Raw genomic sequence first — 16,599 nt, 5'->3', positions numbered from 1 at the left:
ACAACCGACAACCGACAACCGACAACCGACAACCGGCGGGCGCCCAGCCTCCCCCTCCGCGCTCCCCCTTACTCGGAACTCCCCTCCGACAGCAGGGTCCTTTGCAGGATTCGCAGGCCGTCCCTGACGCGCATTCGCTCCTCGTCGCTCATTTGTTGCAAAGCAGCGATCAACGGCGCATCGAGCGAGGACGGCAGTTCGTCGTCCACATACTGGTTGACCGCTTCCGTGAGGTACAATCGCGAAAATCGCTTGTCAGCCGGATCTGCGCGACGTTCGACATATCCTTTCTTTTCGAGCCTGTCGATAATCCCGGATATCGTACTGTGCGCCATTCCGAGTTTTGCGCTTAAATCCTTTAAGGAAGTCCCTGGAGAATGGTACAGCTCCTGAAAGACATTGACCTGCGCACGGGTCAGTCCGCTTTTCTGTGCTTCGAGTTCCCATGTCCGATCCATAAACTTACTCAGACTCTTGATCACCTGCCGAATGAAGACCGCGTCATCCTTTTCCGATGCCACCTGATTCAACCTCGCCCATCGTGCTTGCATTGCTTGACAGTCCCGATGGTAGCACATTACACTATACGTCGCAAACGACGTGTCGTATCCGACGTATTTAGCGAGGTGTTGTCATGTTCGCGATCGCGTTTCTCCCGGTCATCCTGTATTTGTGCCTTGAACTTGTTCGGCGTCGTCCCATTCAAGAAGTGAAAATGAATCACGGATCCAGTTTTCTGATAGGCGTCGTCTTCGCGTGGATGATCGTTGTCCCAACTTTGATTTGGTTGTTTGTCTCTCACCTGGGATACTGGCCCATTGGGCGACTGTGGCAGGGCACTCTGTACTTGGGGACCTTGATGTCCCTTGTCGGGGTTTGGATCCGGTACTCCGCCATTTCGATGCTTGGCAGATATTACAGTCGGAGTGTGGGGATTCAAGCGGAACACAAGTTGATTCAGAGCGGATGGTATCGGTGGATCCGCCACCCTGGCTACCTTGGTACACTGGTGACCTTCGTTGGGTTCGGACTCGCAACAGGATCTTGGCTGTCCGTGCTCTTCAACACAAGTGTATTCTTCATCGCCTACACTTATAGAATCAAAACTGAGGAGATGGCGCTTATTTCACACTTTGGAGAGTCGTATAGGCACTATCAGGAAAGAACATGGCGAATCATCCCGTTCGTCTTCTAACCCACCTATTCACCCGTCCATGAACCCACCTATTTACGATCCCGCCCGTACGCCGCCTTACCCGCTCTTACCCGCGAACCCGCCCTGTGAATCGGCGGTTCATCACCTTGGACGCGAACAAAGGCACCTTGCGGCACCCTTCAATGCATTGTTCCACGCCGCTGGGCAGCGGTCCGTTCTGCTGGCGAGCGGGATCGGGCTAATAAGCGTCCCAGGGACGCTTATTTCGATGAAACGGCCGGAACGAAGGCAAATAGGCGGCCCAAGGCCGTTTATTTGCCTCCCCTGCCCCCGAAATGGAGCGATCTCGCCCACTTAAGCGGCTCCGAGCCGCTTATTCGTCGCAACTCCGACGATTCGACACAAATAAGCGTCCCAGGGACGCTTATTTGCGGCAACCGACAACCGGCAAGCGGCGGGCGCCCAGCCTCCCCCTCCGCGAGCCTTGGGATCGAACGGCTGGATCGCCAGCGAATTGCGGCGCGATCGCGAAGGCTCACGGCAGTTGGCCTGGGTACGGGGTATCGCGAAGAACGCTGGCCGTGGGGGGCGCCGGGGGGCGAGCGGGATCGGGCAAATAAGCGTCCCAGGGACGCTTATTTCGATGAAACGGCCGGAGCGAAGGCAAATAGGCGGCCCAAGGCCGCTTATTTGCCTCCCCTGCCCCCGGAATGGAGCGATCTCGCCCACTTAAGCGGCTCCGAGCCGCTTATTCGTCGCAACTCCGACGATTCGACACAAATAAGCGTCCCAGGGACGCTTATTTGCGGCAAGCGGCAACCGGCAACCGGCAAGCGGCAACCAGCGAGTATCTGGCCCACACAGCGCCGCGTCGCCCCGTGATCGCTGCGATCACGGCTTGTAACTGACCAGCAGCAAAACGATGACGATGCCAACCATGACGAACCAGGATGAGAAATTGAGCAGGCCGATTTGGCTTGTCAGCAGGCGATCGAAATTGTTTTTGCGCACTCGGCCAGACAACAGGTTGCTTTGCGCGGTGAGCGCAATCAGCGAAAAGACGCACATGCCCCCGCCGATGCCGGCCATGAGGTCGACCCAAATTTCGTGATGGCCGCTCATGGTAAATAGGACAAATCCGCTGATGAGCAGCATGAACGCGCCGACATTCCCGATGATGGTGAATCGCAGTTGGAACTTATTCAGAATCTGCTTCGCCTCCGCCGAGATCGAGGGATTGCGAAGGGATAGCACACAGATCACGACAGCAATGAGCGATCCGAACCAAATGGCAAGTCCAAATAGATGAAAAAACAACATCGTGTGTTTCACAAAATCCATCCTTTTTCTCGCGCTTCTTGTTCACGTCATCCACTATACCACGTCGGGCGCGAAATCGAGTTCGAGATCGGGCCATGTTCCAGATGTCGACGGATCACGCCAACGTGATCCGATGTCAGATTAATTGACAAAATATATTTACAACTCGTTAAATTTATTTATGATACTTACATGTTCCGTAACTTACTCAATGGTAGAGGGTGAATGGATGAAAGGCGACTCCAAACAGAGGTTGAAACGCGGTCTGAATTTTTGGGATTTGTTGATGGTTTCGATGGGTGGAATCATTGGTTCCGGCTGGCTGTTTGGCTCGTTACAGGGGGCTTCTCTGGCAGGACCGGCCGTCATGCTGTCATGGGTCATTGGCGGCATTGCCGTGATTTTGCTGGCGCTTACTTTTGCTGAATTATCCGGAATTTTCCCTGAAGCTGGCGCACTGGTTCGATATCCTCAATACTCTCATGGTACGTTTGTCAGTTACATCATGGGCTGGGCCATGATTTTGGGATTCGCCTCCACGCCGCCCATTGAAGCAGAGTCTGCTGTCCAATTTGCCAACTACTACATTCCAGGCCTCTACGCAAAGGGGGCTTTAACGCATGAAGGCCTGATCGTCGCGGCGCTTCTGATGCTCGTCTTTTTCCTCTTGAACTATTTCGGAGTTATGGTTTTTGCAAAAACAAATACGTTCTGGACGGCTTTAAAAATCCTGATTCCAGTCGTCACCATCGTTTTGCTGTTGATTTCATCGTTTCATCCGAGCAATTTCACGTCTGCGGGCGGCTTTGCTCCCGACGGAAGTTCTGCCATTTTTTCCGCCATTCCGCTCGGCGGCATCGTTTACGCGTATTTGGGATTCGAGCAGGCCATGGATATGGCGGGCGAGGCGAAGAATCCGCAGCGGGATGTGCCCCGGGCTGTCGTGCTGTCCGTGGTGATCGGCATCGTACTCTACGCTGCGCTGCAGTTCGCTTGGATTGTCAGCATGCCAAAAGCGCAGCTCGTTCATGGATGGTCAGGGATCAATTTCAGTTCGCCATTTGCAAACCTTGTCGCAACGCTCGGTTTTGGAAGCTGGGCGAGCATTTTGTTTCTTGACGCCATCTGGTCGCCGTCAGGCACGGGAAATGTCTTCGTTGCCTCGACCGGCCGGATTATTTACGCCATGTCAAAAAACCGGTATTTCCCCAAGATATTCACGTGGGTTCACCCAAGGACCGGGGTCCCTGTATGGGCGATGGTCATGACCATCATCGTGGGCTATGTGTTTTTGGCGCCATTCCCGTCTTGGTCTTCGTTGGTTGGCATCGTATCGTCCGCAACGGTGTTGGTCTATATCATTGGCCCCATCAGCACCGGCGCGCTGCGCAAGACCGCCCCAGATTTGAACCGGCCGTTTAAGTTGGCTGGTTTGAACATTGTCGGGCCACTTGGTTTTATCGCGGCCACGCTCATCATTTACTGGTCGGGATGGAAGACTGATTCTGTGCTCCTCATCGCCATGCTTGCCGGCGTTGTACTGTACGCGTACGGCGCATCCAGTTTCGCCGAAGATACAAGGCCGTATGGCTGGAAATCGATTAAAGCGGGCATTTGGCTGGTTGTGTACTTAATCGTCCTGCTCTTGATGACCTATTTCGGAGCCAAGAACTTTGGTGCTCCGCACCAGCTCATCAAATATCCTTACGACGTGATCGTACTGGCTGTCGTGAGCCTCATCTTTTATTACTGGGGTATCCACAGCGGGATTGTGACGGATGAATTGCTCACGCTGAAAAACGAGAGCCAAGCTGCCGACGAGGAAATTGCCTAATAGCCGGCAGCAGTTCCACAGGGAACGGCGCGCTTGAGCTTGAGTGGCGGGATACAACGAGGTTGCCGCAAATGAGCAAAATAGCCGCAGATGGAAGAGCAGATGGAAGAAACGAGGGATCACGCGACAGCGCGGTCCCTTCTCTACTTTATACAGGCGAGTGTAGCCCGAGATACGGTCGATCTACAGCCGAGCCCCTGCGCTAGCGTCAAGGCGCATAATACGCGTTCAACTGGAGGCTGGCCGTCACCGTCTTCCCGGTCGATCCCAATGTCAAGTTGTTCACACCCATCAACTGCGGCTCATGTTGCACACCCGCGAGGAACTGCTCCACTTGCGCTGCCGTGCCCTGTATCTGCAGCGACAGCGAGAGGCTCGGCAAGCCCGTTTGCCCGGACGTGGTCTGCGGCGCTGCCGGCGTGCTCGCGCCTCCCAGCACATCCTCGTCGGCGGCGGGATCGGCCATTCCGCCCTCCGCCTGCGTGCTGTTCGTCGAGTCGCTCGCAGTCGATCCCGATTGTTGCACGTTCGTGATCGTCACATGCGTCTGAGCCTGCAACGCGGCCAGTGTCGAAAGTAGATTGGGCAGATCCACCGAGCTTGGTAAACGTGAAGCCGCCGTGTCATGAGAATCCTGCGTCCCCGCCGAACTGCCCGTAGTCTTCTGCTGGCCGGACATATTCGCCTGGCCCTCTGCCGTCGCTTCTTCGCGCAGTTGCTTGACCTGTTGCTGCAGAGACTGCATCTGGGTGAATTCTGGACGAAGCCAGAAGTTGTATGCTGCCGCTAAAATGAGAAGCGCAAAGACGATCACGATCATGATCGATTCCCTGCGGCTGATTCGCCTCAAATTCATTGTCCATCACCGCTTCCGGTCCTCAGAGTCACAGCCAAATCATAGGCGTACGAGTACTGCGGAGCGACTTGAATGGTCTTGCCGCCAACATCCTTCCATTGGCTGGACCTCTGAAAGATTGCGCCGGCATCCGTCGACGATTCGTTCATACTCTGTAGTTGGATGGACGCCACCCAGGGATATTTCTTCAAAGACTGTGTAAATTGAGAAATCGCCGCGATCCCGGTGCTCCGGCCCGCAAGCTGCAACGTTGTCCCGGATCCGTTGAAGGAGTCCACCGTGACGTCGACTGTGCCAACGCTGGCGGCGACATCCTGCATCACCGTCGACCAAGGGACGATGAGCGCCTCCTGGGCGGTGAGTTGATCAGCAAGCGTATTGCCCTCGCCGTTTTGTCCTGTCGATCCCGTCGATCTCGACGTGGCAAGTTGCTGGGTCAACTGGTCCGACTGATTCTGCAAATTGCGCGTTTTCGTCAATAGCCAAACGCCGCATCCCGCCACAACGAGGACGACGACCAAGAAGCTGAGCGAAGTCGCCAATATGGGGCCAGATATCCGAACGGGACCTTTGAGTCGCTTGGACCTCGCTGGCTTCGTCATGCTTGGAAGAAGGTTAATGTCCACGTTTTACACCTCGCGCAGGGCCAGTCCAATGGCCACTGCATATTCATCGGCACGTTCGTCGCCAAGCCAGGAGGCGCCACGCCGTTCCTTGAACAGTCCCTTGTCAATCATATCCTGAAAGGCGAGCGACGTCACTGGCATGCCCAAACGGTTCCGCAGTTCCTCCATGACCTCGGGGGTCACACTGCGACCACCCACAAAGACCACCTCGCTGAACTCCGCCTGACGGCGATTCAACGTGTAGTGGAAGAAGTTCCTTGTGCGATCCAATTCCGCAGCGATTCTCGAAACGTAGGCCCCCGCAAGGAGTTGCTCCACAGTGGTCGACGTCTGTTGCTCGTCCGTGATGTGAGGAAGGGAATCGGGATTGACCAGCCAGTCCGAACCCGCTAAAAGCCCTGCCCCCGCCCCGCCTTCCATGGTTTCCGCATCCTGCAAAGACAACGTCACCTGGCGCGTCAAATACAGCACATCCCCGTGAAACACATGGATGCTCGTTCCGCTTGCCGTCGTCTCCACGAGCAAAAACGTCTCCGGCAGATCTCTGACGCGTTTGAGCACGCGGTGTGCGGCTAAGGATCGGAGTTCGATGCTCATGGTCCGTATGCGGAATTTGTGCAGCAAGCTGACGATCCGTTCGCACAGCAGCTTGTCCGCAGCCACGAGAATGACGTTCACCTCATCCGGATTTTCCGTCACGGCATCCTTCTTCGGCACACGAACGAAGTCGAAAACCACCTCTTGAAAAGGCACGTGAATGGAATTGGTCAATTCAAACTGAATGAGGCTTCTCAGTTCCTCGTCGGAGAAATCGGGCAAGCTCAGCTCCCGGATAACGGCAAATTGATCCGGGATTGCCACATGCGCACGACCCTTCTTGATATTCGCCTTTGCCAGTACGTCCGCCAACACAGGTTCGATGACTTGCCAATGGACTTCCCGATCATCGGCAAACGTATTCGTTGCCAATACGGCCGCTTGCCGTTGCCGGATGCGCAGATCCTTCTTCTGTTCAAACGTCACAACACGGATGCCATCCATGCTGAGATCAATGCCGATGGAGCCGTTTGGTCGTTTTGCCATGCTTGTCTCACCCTCGTCTACTGCTCGGTTACGGAACCGCCACTGCTGCCGGCACCACTGGTGGTGATGTTCGTTGGGCAGGGCAGGGTTGTGCCAACCTCAAATGTGATGCCTGTTCCCTTGCTGCCAATCAAGCAACTGATCGCGGTCCCGTCGGTGTCGGACTGCTTTCCCCCTGGTAGGTTTCCGTCCAAACCGCTCCTCACCATCGCTGTTTTGTCTACCTCTACCACCGCCGACGAACTGGGATAGTAGATATCTTGCTCCACGCACATGTTGCCCAAAATGTGAATGTCGGTGCCGTTGCCCTGTACCAGGATACCGTGATCGTGAGCCTGCACCTCAGCGCTTGTCAAACTGAACTCCGCATCTCCATTGACGGTCAATGCTTTCGACGTATCCACAGTCACGGGGCCCGTTTCCTCGAGATTTCCATCGATTTGGTACGTGCCTCCATTGATCAGTAATCCGTCGATGTTGTTCGGGGCGTTTGTGTCGGATTCGATCGCGACGTTTCCCTTCACATGAAGCGTCGTGTTGTTGTCCACTGTAACCATTCCGATGGAAGTCATATCGCCGCCGATGGTGATCGTTCCACCACTGTTCGCCGTAAAGCCGCCGGTGAATTCAGCATTTTGCAAAACAGTCAATGATCCATCGATTGGTACGTTTTGCTCCGAGACACTGGCATTCCCATTCACCACGATTTGTGCGTTTCCGTTCAAATTAAGCGTGGTGCATGTCAATTGGCCTGTGATGTCAAGCGTCGTCCCAGAGTTCATGGTGATGGTATTGGCAATGACATCCCCTTGCACGTTGACTTTGCCACTATTCACATCCAACTGCCCGCTCCCTTGGAGTACCATGCTGCCGTTCACAGTCAACGTGTCACCGTTGTTCACGGTGACCCCGGACGCCACGTATTCCAGCATATCGCCTGAACTGTCGCCGATGGTCATATTGCCGCTCTGAACCGTCAAGCTGCCTGGCTGGGTGCCGCCCTGGTAAGGCCCATACCCACCGTCCGGACCAGTGGCCTGAACAAGCACATATTTTCCGCCTCCCGAATAATTGGGAGCAGGGGCAACCGTTGACTGATCACTCGCACTGTCATCATCGATATACGTAACTCCGTTCTGCGTCGACGATCCCCCTGCTGGCGGCAGCGGATATGGAATTTGCTCGGGCGTCACGGGGGTGGTTGGGGATGACGATCCCGATGGAAGTTCCACGCGCAGTTGCGCCACGCCAGAGTTCCCCCCAGTGTTCGACAGATCTTTCACCTGAATGATGACGTAGAAGTTCCCATTTGAATCGGAAAAGGGCGGACCCACGTATTGAGCTTGGACATTCAATTTGGATTGAATGTCTGCCGCTATCTTCTGGCCGTCAGTTGCCGCCTGTACCGCATTTGTTGCCGTTAGTCCCTTGGTATATGATTCAATTTCATTGATGACGCTCGCGACAGTGCCCTGTGTGGCACCAAACTGCGTATCCCTCTGAAACGGGCGTGTTGCGTGATTTAAGCCATAAGTCGCCGCATAAATCGCCGTCGACGCGACCATGACAAGGACCACGCCTAGCATCAGGACCCATAACAGCGTATATCCACCTGATGTGCTGTTTCCGAATTGGCCGCGTACGTCACGCTTCATTTGCTTCACCGTAAGAGTCCGTCATGGTAGCCAGCCGTCAGATAATACGTCGCTTGCTGCCCTGTGGAAGATTGATACGTCTCTGAAAGTCGAATGACAAAGCTGTTGACAAACCTACAATTGATGTTCGCTAAAGTCGGACTTGTGCTGCCTGAAGGAAATTCAAATTCAACGCCGAGTTGGTTCGTGGTGTCGCTGGATGACCACTGCTCAACGCCAAGCGGCGAACTCGGACAACCTACTTGCGGATTTCCGATCTTTGCGTTGGGTGCGTTGTACAGCGTGATCGTCCATGAACCTGTTTGCCCTTGAGTGAATATCAGTTCCGCGAAAGGCGTCGCGTTGACGAGTTCCGCTTGGGTCGAATTAAGGCTCACATTGGATGAAGCATTGGACGAAGAACTCGCCACAGTCGACGTATTGTAGAGCCACTCCGAATCGTTTGTACTACTGGTCGTACTGGAGCCGGGATAGTAGGTTCCGCCGGAGTAGAGCCATAGTTCAGTGTTCGTGGCTGACGTTTGATCTACTTGCACGAAGCTCGCTTTGTGCAGTTCATCCGTCAACATGTGGTTGATCTCGACGACATTTCTCTGAGCGACATTGTAGCCCGTCAGACGACTGGCGCGAAGAGCAGAGGACCAGAGAATCGTGACCAGGATTCCCGCGATCATACCGCTTATGACGATCGCCGCCAACAGTTCGATCAGTGTAACACCGCTTTCGTTTGTGACGCGTTTCTCACTTCCCATGCTCAACCCCCTGCTCCCAAGATGGCCGGATCGTCCACGGTCACGACAGCGGCTCGCCCATTGGGATCCACGACCTTAATAGAGTAATTGGGATTGCCATAGGCATCCTTGTTAGGGATAGTGACATAACACGTGAAGTGGCCGAAAGATGTCGCGACAGGCGGCGTCGAAGAACTAACCACAATATTGATGGCGGAGGATGCAGATGAGGAGCTGTTAGCGCCAAGGGAGTCTGCCGGTATCGGAACCTCCATGTATTTCACGACAAAGGGATAGTTGTCCCGCAATTCCTCCGCAATGGTCGTAGCCAAACCCAAGGCCTGATTATATTCAGCATTATCCAGCGTATCTGTTTGCGCCCTCTGTAAAGCGAAAAAAACAGCTGAGCCAAGAATCACTAAAATCACCATCGATGCCAACACTTCGATAAGCGTGAAGCCACTTTCGTCCGATTGTGGGTAGTCTGCGCGAGCACGACGAAAATCGCGTATGAGGCGTTGCATGCTGCTCAGTCCTTCGCTGTGATAAAAGAAGTCCGCAAATTCGGCTGGTAGAAAGCAAAGCGTAAACACGCTCTCCAAGCAGCAATCGCCACCCGGAGAGCATGAGTTCAAACGTTCGATTAAGAATTCGGCGTCGGGAAAATGGCGTAGGTCACACTGTTACCATTGGCATCAGGAACGGTGAACGAGGTGACTTCTCCCGCGTTAACGTTCTTCGGAAGATTATTAGTGAAATCTGATAGAGTCAGTGATGTCGGCGATCCTCCCGATGCAGGCTGAACGTCTGACAAATCGATGATCGTCCAGGTCGAGCTAGACGACGTTTGAGGTGTCGGAATTGAATCCAGGTAGGCACCGGTTCCATTTTTCTCGAAGCCATTCGTTAGCACAGCATTGAGAGTCGAATCGGATGCACTGACGTTTGCAGGTATCGCTGTGGTGCCAGCCTCGACAGTGACGTCGGTGCTCGTGCCGCTTGTACCGTTATCTGTCAGCGTCCCTTCCTGGTAGGTATAGCTCGAGTTGGAGCTAGTAATTGTGCTAGGCAAATTCAACGACATATACCCGCCGTCACTGCTCGACGACTCATAGTCAAACTCCGCCCGTTGGATTGCGTCGACGATGATGCCTTCATCAGATACGTCGGCTTTGACCTTTGAATTGTTAATCTGCCCAATGACCACGGGCACCGCGACAGCTGCGATGATCGACATAATGACAACTACCGCCAACAGTTCAATGAGTGTTACGCCTTCTTCATTTTTTCTGCTTGCCAGCCACACTTGCAGCTTTTTCAATAGCTTTTCCAATATACCCAGTCCCCTGTCCATAAGATTCGGACGCTTTCCACGTCCACCCTTTGTTGCAGCTCTTTTCTATGCATAAACCAGCCAATTGGCCGGGAGATGCCATGTTCACTTCTACGTTCGGTAGGAAACATTCCCTGCCAACTCAATTCAATCCTTGATAGAGCGAAAACATCGGCAGAATGGCGGCGAGGACGATGCTGCCCACGACCACCGCCAAGATTGCGATCATGACAGGCTCCATGAGTTGCTTGAGCCGATCCACCATCGTTGCCACTTCGGCTTCGTAAAAATCGGCAACTTTCGACAACATTTCGTCGAGGTTACCCGTTCGTTCGCCAACGTGGATCATCTGCGTGACCATCGGAGGGAATGCGTCACTTGCTTCGAACGGACCTACCATCGACTCGCCAGCTCGGAGTTGTTCTCTCGACTCGCGCAAGGTATTCGCTATGTAGCGATTCTGCACGACATCGGCGGTGATGCCCATTGCCTGCAAAGTTGGAACTGCACTGCGAAAGAGCAAGGACAACGTCCTACACAAACGGGCGACCGAGTCCTTTTGGAGGAGGGAGCCAAATACAGGCACGCGTAAGAGCCATTTGTCTCTCAGATAAAGCGCGCGAGGACTGCGAACCATCCACAGGCACGTGCCAACTGCGAGTACGAGCAGCGCAGGGCAGACATACCATTGATGCGTCAGAAAATGTGAGACACCTAAGACGATACGCGTCGGCAGAGGCAGTGTAAGCTTCTCTTGTTGAAACTCGGAGACGAACATCGGAAGGACTTTGACCAGCAAAAACACGGTTACCAACACGGAAAATACGCCTACGGATATTGGATAAATCATCGCCGACTTGATCTTTTCCGTCGTTTGATATTGTTTCTCAATCAACGTAGCCGTGCTTTCAAGCACCTCGTCCAGCGTACCGCTGACCTCTCCGGCATGCGTCATGTGCACAAATAACGACGGAAAGACGCGCGGGTGGTGGGAAAAGCTGTCGGAGAGCGAATTGCCCTCAATCACGCGTTGAACCACGTCGGACAAGGCGGCTTGCAGCGGTTTGCTGCGCGTTTGCGCGACGAGCACCTGCAGTGCGTCGACCAAAGGCAAACCCGCGCGAACCAATGTGGCGAATTGCCGCGCAAATGCGACGAAATCGACCAGCTTAACTGTTCTCTGCGTAAACGAAATTTCCTTCGTCCATATCGAGCTTTTTACTTCTTGCAACTCGACAACATGAAGGCCAATCTTCGAGAGTTGCCGGATGGCATCATCCCGGTGCTCTGCTTCGACCCGTCCCTGTTGACGCTGGCCCCGGCGAACAATGGCATCATATGTGTAAATGGCCACCCTCCGTATGTCACCCCTCATCCGCTCATCTGACGTCTGCCAGGCTGAACCGAACTGCGATGGCGGCCAATGCACCGCCTCATCGCGTCGGTTGCTTTGTTACTTCGCTATACCATAATTCATTATGACGCAATTCTATTTTCTATGATTTCATCAGTGAAGTATAGTAGCATTTTAGTCCAACGCGATAAAAAATGCGCGACGCGCTACTCGCTGACGTCGTGCGCCGTCACGCGCATGACCTCTTGAATCGTCGTCTCCTGCCGGATCGCCTTTTGTAGGCCGTCGTCGAGCATCGTGACCATGCCGTGATCCATGGCGTATTCCCGGAAGGTCCGGTTCGACTCCTTCGCCAGCACCAGCCGCGCGATCTCGTCGTCCATCACGAACACCTCGTGAATGGCGAGGCGCCCCAGGTATCCCGTGTGGTTGCAGATGCTGCAGCCCTTGCCGACGACGAGCGAATCGGTGGGAAATCCACGGGATGTCAGCCAATGCGTCTCGAGCGCCGTCGGCGTATACGAGGCTGCGCAATTCGGACACACGCGGCGAACCAAGCGTTGCCCGATCACGCCGGTGAGTGCCGACGCAACCATGTACGGCTCAATGCCCATGTCGATCAGGCGGCCAATGGCGCTCGGCGCATCGTTCGTGTGCAGCGTCGAAAACACCAAATGGCCCGTCACCGCCGCGCGCGACGCAATCTCGGCCGTCTCTTCGTCGCGAATCTCGCCAATCATCAGAATGTCCGGATCTTGGCGCAGGATCGCGCGCAGCCCTCGGGCGAACGTCAGCCCCATCGCCGGATGGACCTGGATTTGATTGACGCCTTCCATCTGGTACTCAATCGGGTCTTCAATCGTCACCACATTGACTTCTTCCGTCGCCTTGGTGCGCAAGGCCGCGTAGAGCGTGGACGTCTTGCCCGATCCCGTCGGGCCTGTGATGAGAATTTCGCCGTACGGGCGGCTTAACATTTCTTTGAATTTGGCCAGGTTCTCCGGGCTGAAACCGAGTTGATCGAAGTGGAGAACGGCCGCGTTCAAATCCAAAATCCGCATGACGACCTTCTCGCCGTGCGCCGTCGGCATCGTGGAGACGCGGACATCGATGGCGTGCAGCCCCTCGCGATACTGAAAACGCCCGTCCTGCGGCAATCGCTGTTCAGCGATGTTCAGGTTGGCCAGCACTTTGACGCGCGCGTTGATCACATTTTGCATGTGCCTCGGCAACACGCGCTCCGTGCGCAGAAAACCATCGACCCGATAACGGATGCGCAAGCCGTCAGACTGCGGATCCAGGTGGATGTCACTGGCCCGCGCCGACACAGCCGCCATCAGAATTTGGTTCAACAGGCGGACGACCGGGGCGTCCTCCCGATTCACATCCTCTTCGATCACGACCTCAGGAACACTCTGAACGGCCGCGTCCACACTCTCCTGCAACTCGTAATAGCGCCGGATGGCTGTCTGAATGTCTTCGCGGGAGGCGATGGCCGGTTCGATGCTGAATCCCGTGCTCATGCGAAGATCGTCGATCGCGTAGAAATCCAGCGGATCGACCATCGCCACGTAAAGACGCGTCCCTTCTTTGCGAAACGGAATCGCTTGATAGGCCTTCGCGAGCCGTTCCGGGACCAGTTTCAGAATGGACGGATCGATCCGATATCTCGAAAGTTGAACATGAGGAATGCCAAGCTGGAACTCCAGCACCTCAATCAACTGACTTTGCGTGATATAGCCCTTGTTGATGAGCACGTCGCCCAGCCGCTCGCGCGACGCTTGCTGAATGGTCAACGCTTGATTGAGCTGATCGGCGGTGAGCAATCCAACCTCTACCAAAATTTCGCCAAGTCGTTTCGGTGCCATGCCATCCCCCCGTCCTTCCGAGTCAACATCTCAACTGTAGACCGGCTCTCCAACCTCGCCGCGCCACTGCAGCAGAGCCGATTCCGAGATCTTCTTCTGTTGAACCAATTCGCGCAGACTCATTTCCATCGTCTGCATTCCATACTGCCGCCCCGTCTGCATGACGGATAGGATCTGATGATTTTTACCCGTTCGAATCAGGTTCGCCACCGCCGGTGTATTCACCAAGACTTCACGCGCCGCCACTCTGCCTTTGCCGACCGCCGCTTTGTGCAAGCGCTGGGAAATCACCCCTTGAAGGACGGAAGCCAACTGAATCCGCACTTGCGCCTGCTGCGCCGAAGGAAACACGTCAATAATCCGATCAATCGTCTGCACCGCGTCGCTCGTATGCAATGTCGCGAACACAAGATGCCCCGTCTCCGCCGACGTGATCGCGGTACTAATCGTCTCCAGGTCGCGCATCTCGCCCACCAGAATCACGTCCGGATCCTGGCGCAGCGCCGCGCGCAAGGCAGGGGCAAAGCCTCTTGTGTCAAGGCCGATCTCGCGCTGATCCACGACCGACATCCGATGTCTATGCAGATATTCAATCGGATCTTCCAGCGTGATGATATGCTTTCGCTGATTTTGATTGATGAGATCGATCAGCGCCGCCAGCGTCGTCGACTTCCCGCTTCCAGTCGGCCCGGTCACCAGCACCAGCCCATGCGGCTTGTTCGTAAAGGAGCGGATCGTCGGCGACAGCCCCAGCTCATCGCAGGAAGGCACCGTGTTCGGCACCATCCTCGCCGCGATGCTGACGCATCCGCGTTGCTTGTACACGTTCACCCGATAGCGGCCCACCCCATGGATGCTGTAGGAGAGATCGATCTCGCCCGCCTCCTGAAACTGCGCCCACTGCGCCTCAGTCAAGATGGCCTTCGCCATCTCCTCCACATCAGCCGGCGTCATCGGCTGCCCCTCGGAGACCAGTTCTCCATCCACCCGGTACACCGGCGGAGAATTGACCGAAATATGCAGGTCGGACGCCCCAAGGCTCTGGGCTCTCACGAAGAGATCGTCCACATTCATCGGCTATCGCCACTCCCATCATTCGGCTCACAGGTTGTCCAAGAAACAGACAACCCTACAGCACGTGCTGGATATACATCTGAATCAGCGCCCGCCCGTAGAACGCGGTAACCACGGTCGCGATTGCAATATACGGAACAAACGCAAAATACTCCCGTCGCCCCAACCGGCCAGCCAAACGCAGCCCAACACCGACAATCAGCCCGAACACGCAGGCCAGAATGAACGACTCAACGGTCAGCCACGGGCCAAGCATCGCGCCGATACTCAAATACAACTTCGCGTCGCCAAGCCCCATTCGCCCCCGCGAAATCAGCCGAATCAGCCAGATCATCCCGTACCCAACCACCATGCCGGCAATCGCCATCGGCCAAGACTGCACACCTGTGAATCCCGATCCAAGCAGAAACACCAAGGCCGCCGGCAACGACAGGATGTTCGGCACCACCATAGCAGTCAGATCCGTCCCCACCACCGCCATCAGATACAGCCAGAACAGCAGCCACACGCCGAGTTGCTCGAGCGACAGCGAACCAGCGAGCAGCGGGGCCGCAGCCCACGCATGGCCAGACGACTGAGTCACGACGGACGGCTGAGTCACGACGGACGGCGGAGCGGCCGAGAACGGAGTGGCGGACAGTTGAGCGGCGGGTAGATGAGTGGCGGACAGCCGACTCGCGGACAGTGCCCACAACACGCCTGTCGCCAACTCGATGATTGGATACCGAACCGACACCCGAGCCTTGCAATGCCTGCACTTCCCGCCCAACACGATCCACGACAGCACCGGGATCAACTCATACGGCGCCAACGCGTGTTGACACGTGGGACAGTGCGATCGCGGAAATACAACGGATTCCTTCCTCGGCACGCGATATGCGACAACATTGATGAACGATCCGAACACCGTTCCATACACGAAAAGCAACCATACCAGGATTTGCGAAATCAGGATTTGCGAAATTTCAAACAACCCCATGTGTCGTCGAGATAGGGGGACCGCGTGTAGCCTGTGCGGCTTGTGTAGCCTGTGCGGCTGCGATTTCGACCCGTTGGATGCGATCCGGCGCGATTGAAACAGCTGAAACAAGCTAAAACAAGCTAAAACAAGCTAAAACAAGCTAAAACAAGCTAAAACAAGCTGAAGTGATTAGAGCGGTTGACGCGATTGAAGCGATTGAAGCGATTGAAGCGATTGAAGCGCCAAGGTGCGACCTGGTGCGACAAACGTCGAGCGGATGCACCCTGATGCGCCACGCGTCGAGCCGATTCGCACGCGTCGATAGACATATTAGAGATTCGGCAGCGAATTCCTTCCGGGATCGGTACATGGTGGCACGACAACTTATTGCTTGCGCAGGAGGATTGTGGCAGGGAGGGAGGCGGTGGCGGTGGGCGGTGGGCGCCGCGCCCATTTAAGCGGCCCGTGGCCGCTTATTCCGCGCTACTCGGTTCGATCCCGGCAAATAGGCGGCCCGTGGCCGCTTATTTGCCTTGCAGCAGGCGCGATCGGGCCGATACACCACACTTAAGCCGCCCACGGCCGCTTATTCGGGACCCTTGAGACGATTCGACACACTTAAGCGGCCCACGGCCGCTTATTTCCCGCCGGCGCACCGCGTACCGCGCACCGGGCCCACGCGACGAGCCGATCGGAGCTTGGCAGCCGGGCCCGGCCGCTCGGCGCGATCGAACCGGGTGCGGCGGAC

At 55.5% G+C, this 16,599-nt stretch carries 15 protein-coding genes; 2 read left to right on the top strand and 13 right to left on the bottom strand.

Annotated elements, in window-relative coordinates; all coding sequences use genetic code 11:
* Window positions 1-68: 68 nt before the first annotated feature.
* The gene (locus AAC01S_RS16035; protein WP_169794075.1) at window positions 69-551 is read right to left on the bottom strand and encodes a MarR family winged helix-turn-helix transcriptional regulator; all 483 of its coding nucleotides are present in this window, start codon (window positions 549-551) and stop codon (window positions 69-71) included.
* A gap of 83 nt (window positions 552-634) precedes the next feature.
* On the opposite strand from AAC01S_RS16035, the gene AAC01S_RS16030 reads away from it, so the two are divergent.
* Window positions 635-1,195, top strand: a complete 561-nt coding sequence (locus AAC01S_RS16030) for a methyltransferase family protein (RefSeq protein WP_067624751.1) — start codon at window positions 635-637, stop codon at window positions 1,193-1,195.
* An 852-nt stretch (window positions 1,196-2,047) separates the two neighbouring features.
* Here AAC01S_RS16030 and AAC01S_RS16025 read toward each other — a convergent pair.
* Window positions 2,048-2,488 carry a hypothetical protein gene (locus AAC01S_RS16025; RefSeq protein ID WP_157071233.1) on the bottom strand — a complete coding sequence of 147 codons (441 nt, stop codon included), beginning with the start codon at window positions 2,486-2,488 and terminating at the stop codon, window positions 2,048-2,050.
* Window positions 2,489-2,705: 217 nt separating this feature from the next.
* On the opposite strand from AAC01S_RS16025, the gene AAC01S_RS16020 reads away from it, so the two are divergent.
* Window positions 2,706-4,310 carry an APC family permease gene (locus AAC01S_RS16020; protein WP_067624747.1) on the top strand — a complete coding sequence of 535 codons (1,605 nt, stop codon included), beginning with the start codon at window positions 2,706-2,708 and terminating at the stop codon, window positions 4,308-4,310.
* A gap of 208 nt (window positions 4,311-4,518) precedes the next feature.
* On the opposite strand, the gene AAC01S_RS16015 is transcribed toward AAC01S_RS16020, so the two are convergent.
* The 11 genes from AAC01S_RS16015 to AAC01S_RS15965 all read right to left on the bottom strand — a co-directional run bounded on the left by AAC01S_RS16015 (window position 4,519) and on the right by AAC01S_RS15965 (window position 15,863).
* Window positions 4,519-5,166: a hypothetical protein gene (locus AAC01S_RS16015; protein WP_067624744.1), complete on the bottom strand. Its 648-nt coding sequence runs from the start codon at window positions 5,164-5,166 to the stop codon at window positions 4,519-4,521.
* Window positions 5,163-5,792: a PilN domain-containing protein gene (locus AAC01S_RS16010; RefSeq protein ID WP_067624741.1), complete on the bottom strand. Its 630-nt coding sequence runs from the start codon at window positions 5,790-5,792 to the stop codon at window positions 5,163-5,165. The genes AAC01S_RS16015 and AAC01S_RS16010 overlap by 4 nt, the downstream gene beginning before the upstream one ends.
* A gap of 3 nt (window positions 5,793-5,795) precedes the next feature.
* On the bottom strand, window positions 5,796-6,875 hold the full coding sequence (pilM, locus tag AAC01S_RS16005; protein WP_067624738.1) for a type IV pilus biogenesis protein PilM: 1,080 nt from the start codon (window positions 6,873-6,875) through the stop codon (window positions 5,796-5,798).
* Between the two features lie 17 nt (window positions 6,876-6,892).
* Window positions 6,893-8,530: an autotransporter outer membrane beta-barrel domain-containing protein gene (locus AAC01S_RS16000; protein ID WP_067624735.1), complete on the bottom strand. Its 1,638-nt coding sequence runs from the start codon at window positions 8,528-8,530 to the stop codon at window positions 6,893-6,895.
* Between the two features lie 5 nt (window positions 8,531-8,535).
* Complete coding sequence (locus AAC01S_RS15995; protein WP_067624732.1) at window positions 8,536-9,282, bottom strand: type II secretion system protein; 747 nt, start codon at window positions 9,280-9,282, stop codon at window positions 8,536-8,538.
* Window positions 9,283-9,284: 2 nt separating this feature from the next.
* Entirely contained in the window at window positions 9,285-9,854 is a 570-nt protein-coding gene (locus tag AAC01S_RS15990; RefSeq protein ID WP_245630258.1) for a type II secretion system protein, read from the bottom strand.
* 50 nt (window positions 9,855-9,904) lie between these two features.
* Entirely contained in the window at window positions 9,905-10,594 is a 690-nt protein-coding gene (locus AAC01S_RS15985) for a prepilin-type N-terminal cleavage/methylation domain-containing protein (RefSeq protein ID WP_067624726.1), read from the bottom strand.
* Between the two features lie 142 nt (window positions 10,595-10,736).
* Entirely contained in the window at window positions 10,737-11,948 is a 1,212-nt protein-coding gene (locus tag AAC01S_RS15980) for a type II secretion system F family protein (RefSeq protein WP_067624723.1), read from the bottom strand.
* 206 nt (window positions 11,949-12,154) lie between these two features.
* A complete protein-coding gene (locus AAC01S_RS15975; RefSeq protein WP_067624720.1) occupies window positions 12,155-13,816 on the bottom strand; it encodes a GspE/PulE family protein in 1,662 nt (553 codons plus the stop codon).
* Between the two features lie 30 nt (window positions 13,817-13,846).
* The gene (locus AAC01S_RS15970; RefSeq protein WP_067624717.1) at window positions 13,847-14,890 is read right to left on the bottom strand and encodes a type IV pilus twitching motility protein PilT; all 1,044 of its coding nucleotides are present in this window, start codon (window positions 14,888-14,890) and stop codon (window positions 13,847-13,849) included.
* 55 nt (window positions 14,891-14,945) lie between these two features.
* Complete coding sequence (locus AAC01S_RS15965; protein WP_067624714.1) at window positions 14,946-15,863, bottom strand: prepilin peptidase; 918 nt, start codon at window positions 15,861-15,863, stop codon at window positions 14,946-14,948.
* Window positions 15,864-16,599: the final 736 nt, after the last annotated feature.

The organism is Alicyclobacillus acidiphilus NBRC 100859, assembly GCF_001544355.1.
In the GTDB taxonomy this organism is placed as follows: domain Bacteria; phylum Bacillota; class Bacilli; order Alicyclobacillales; family Alicyclobacillaceae; genus Alicyclobacillus; species Alicyclobacillus acidiphilus.
This window is presented reverse-complemented; position numbering and strand designations above follow the sequence as displayed.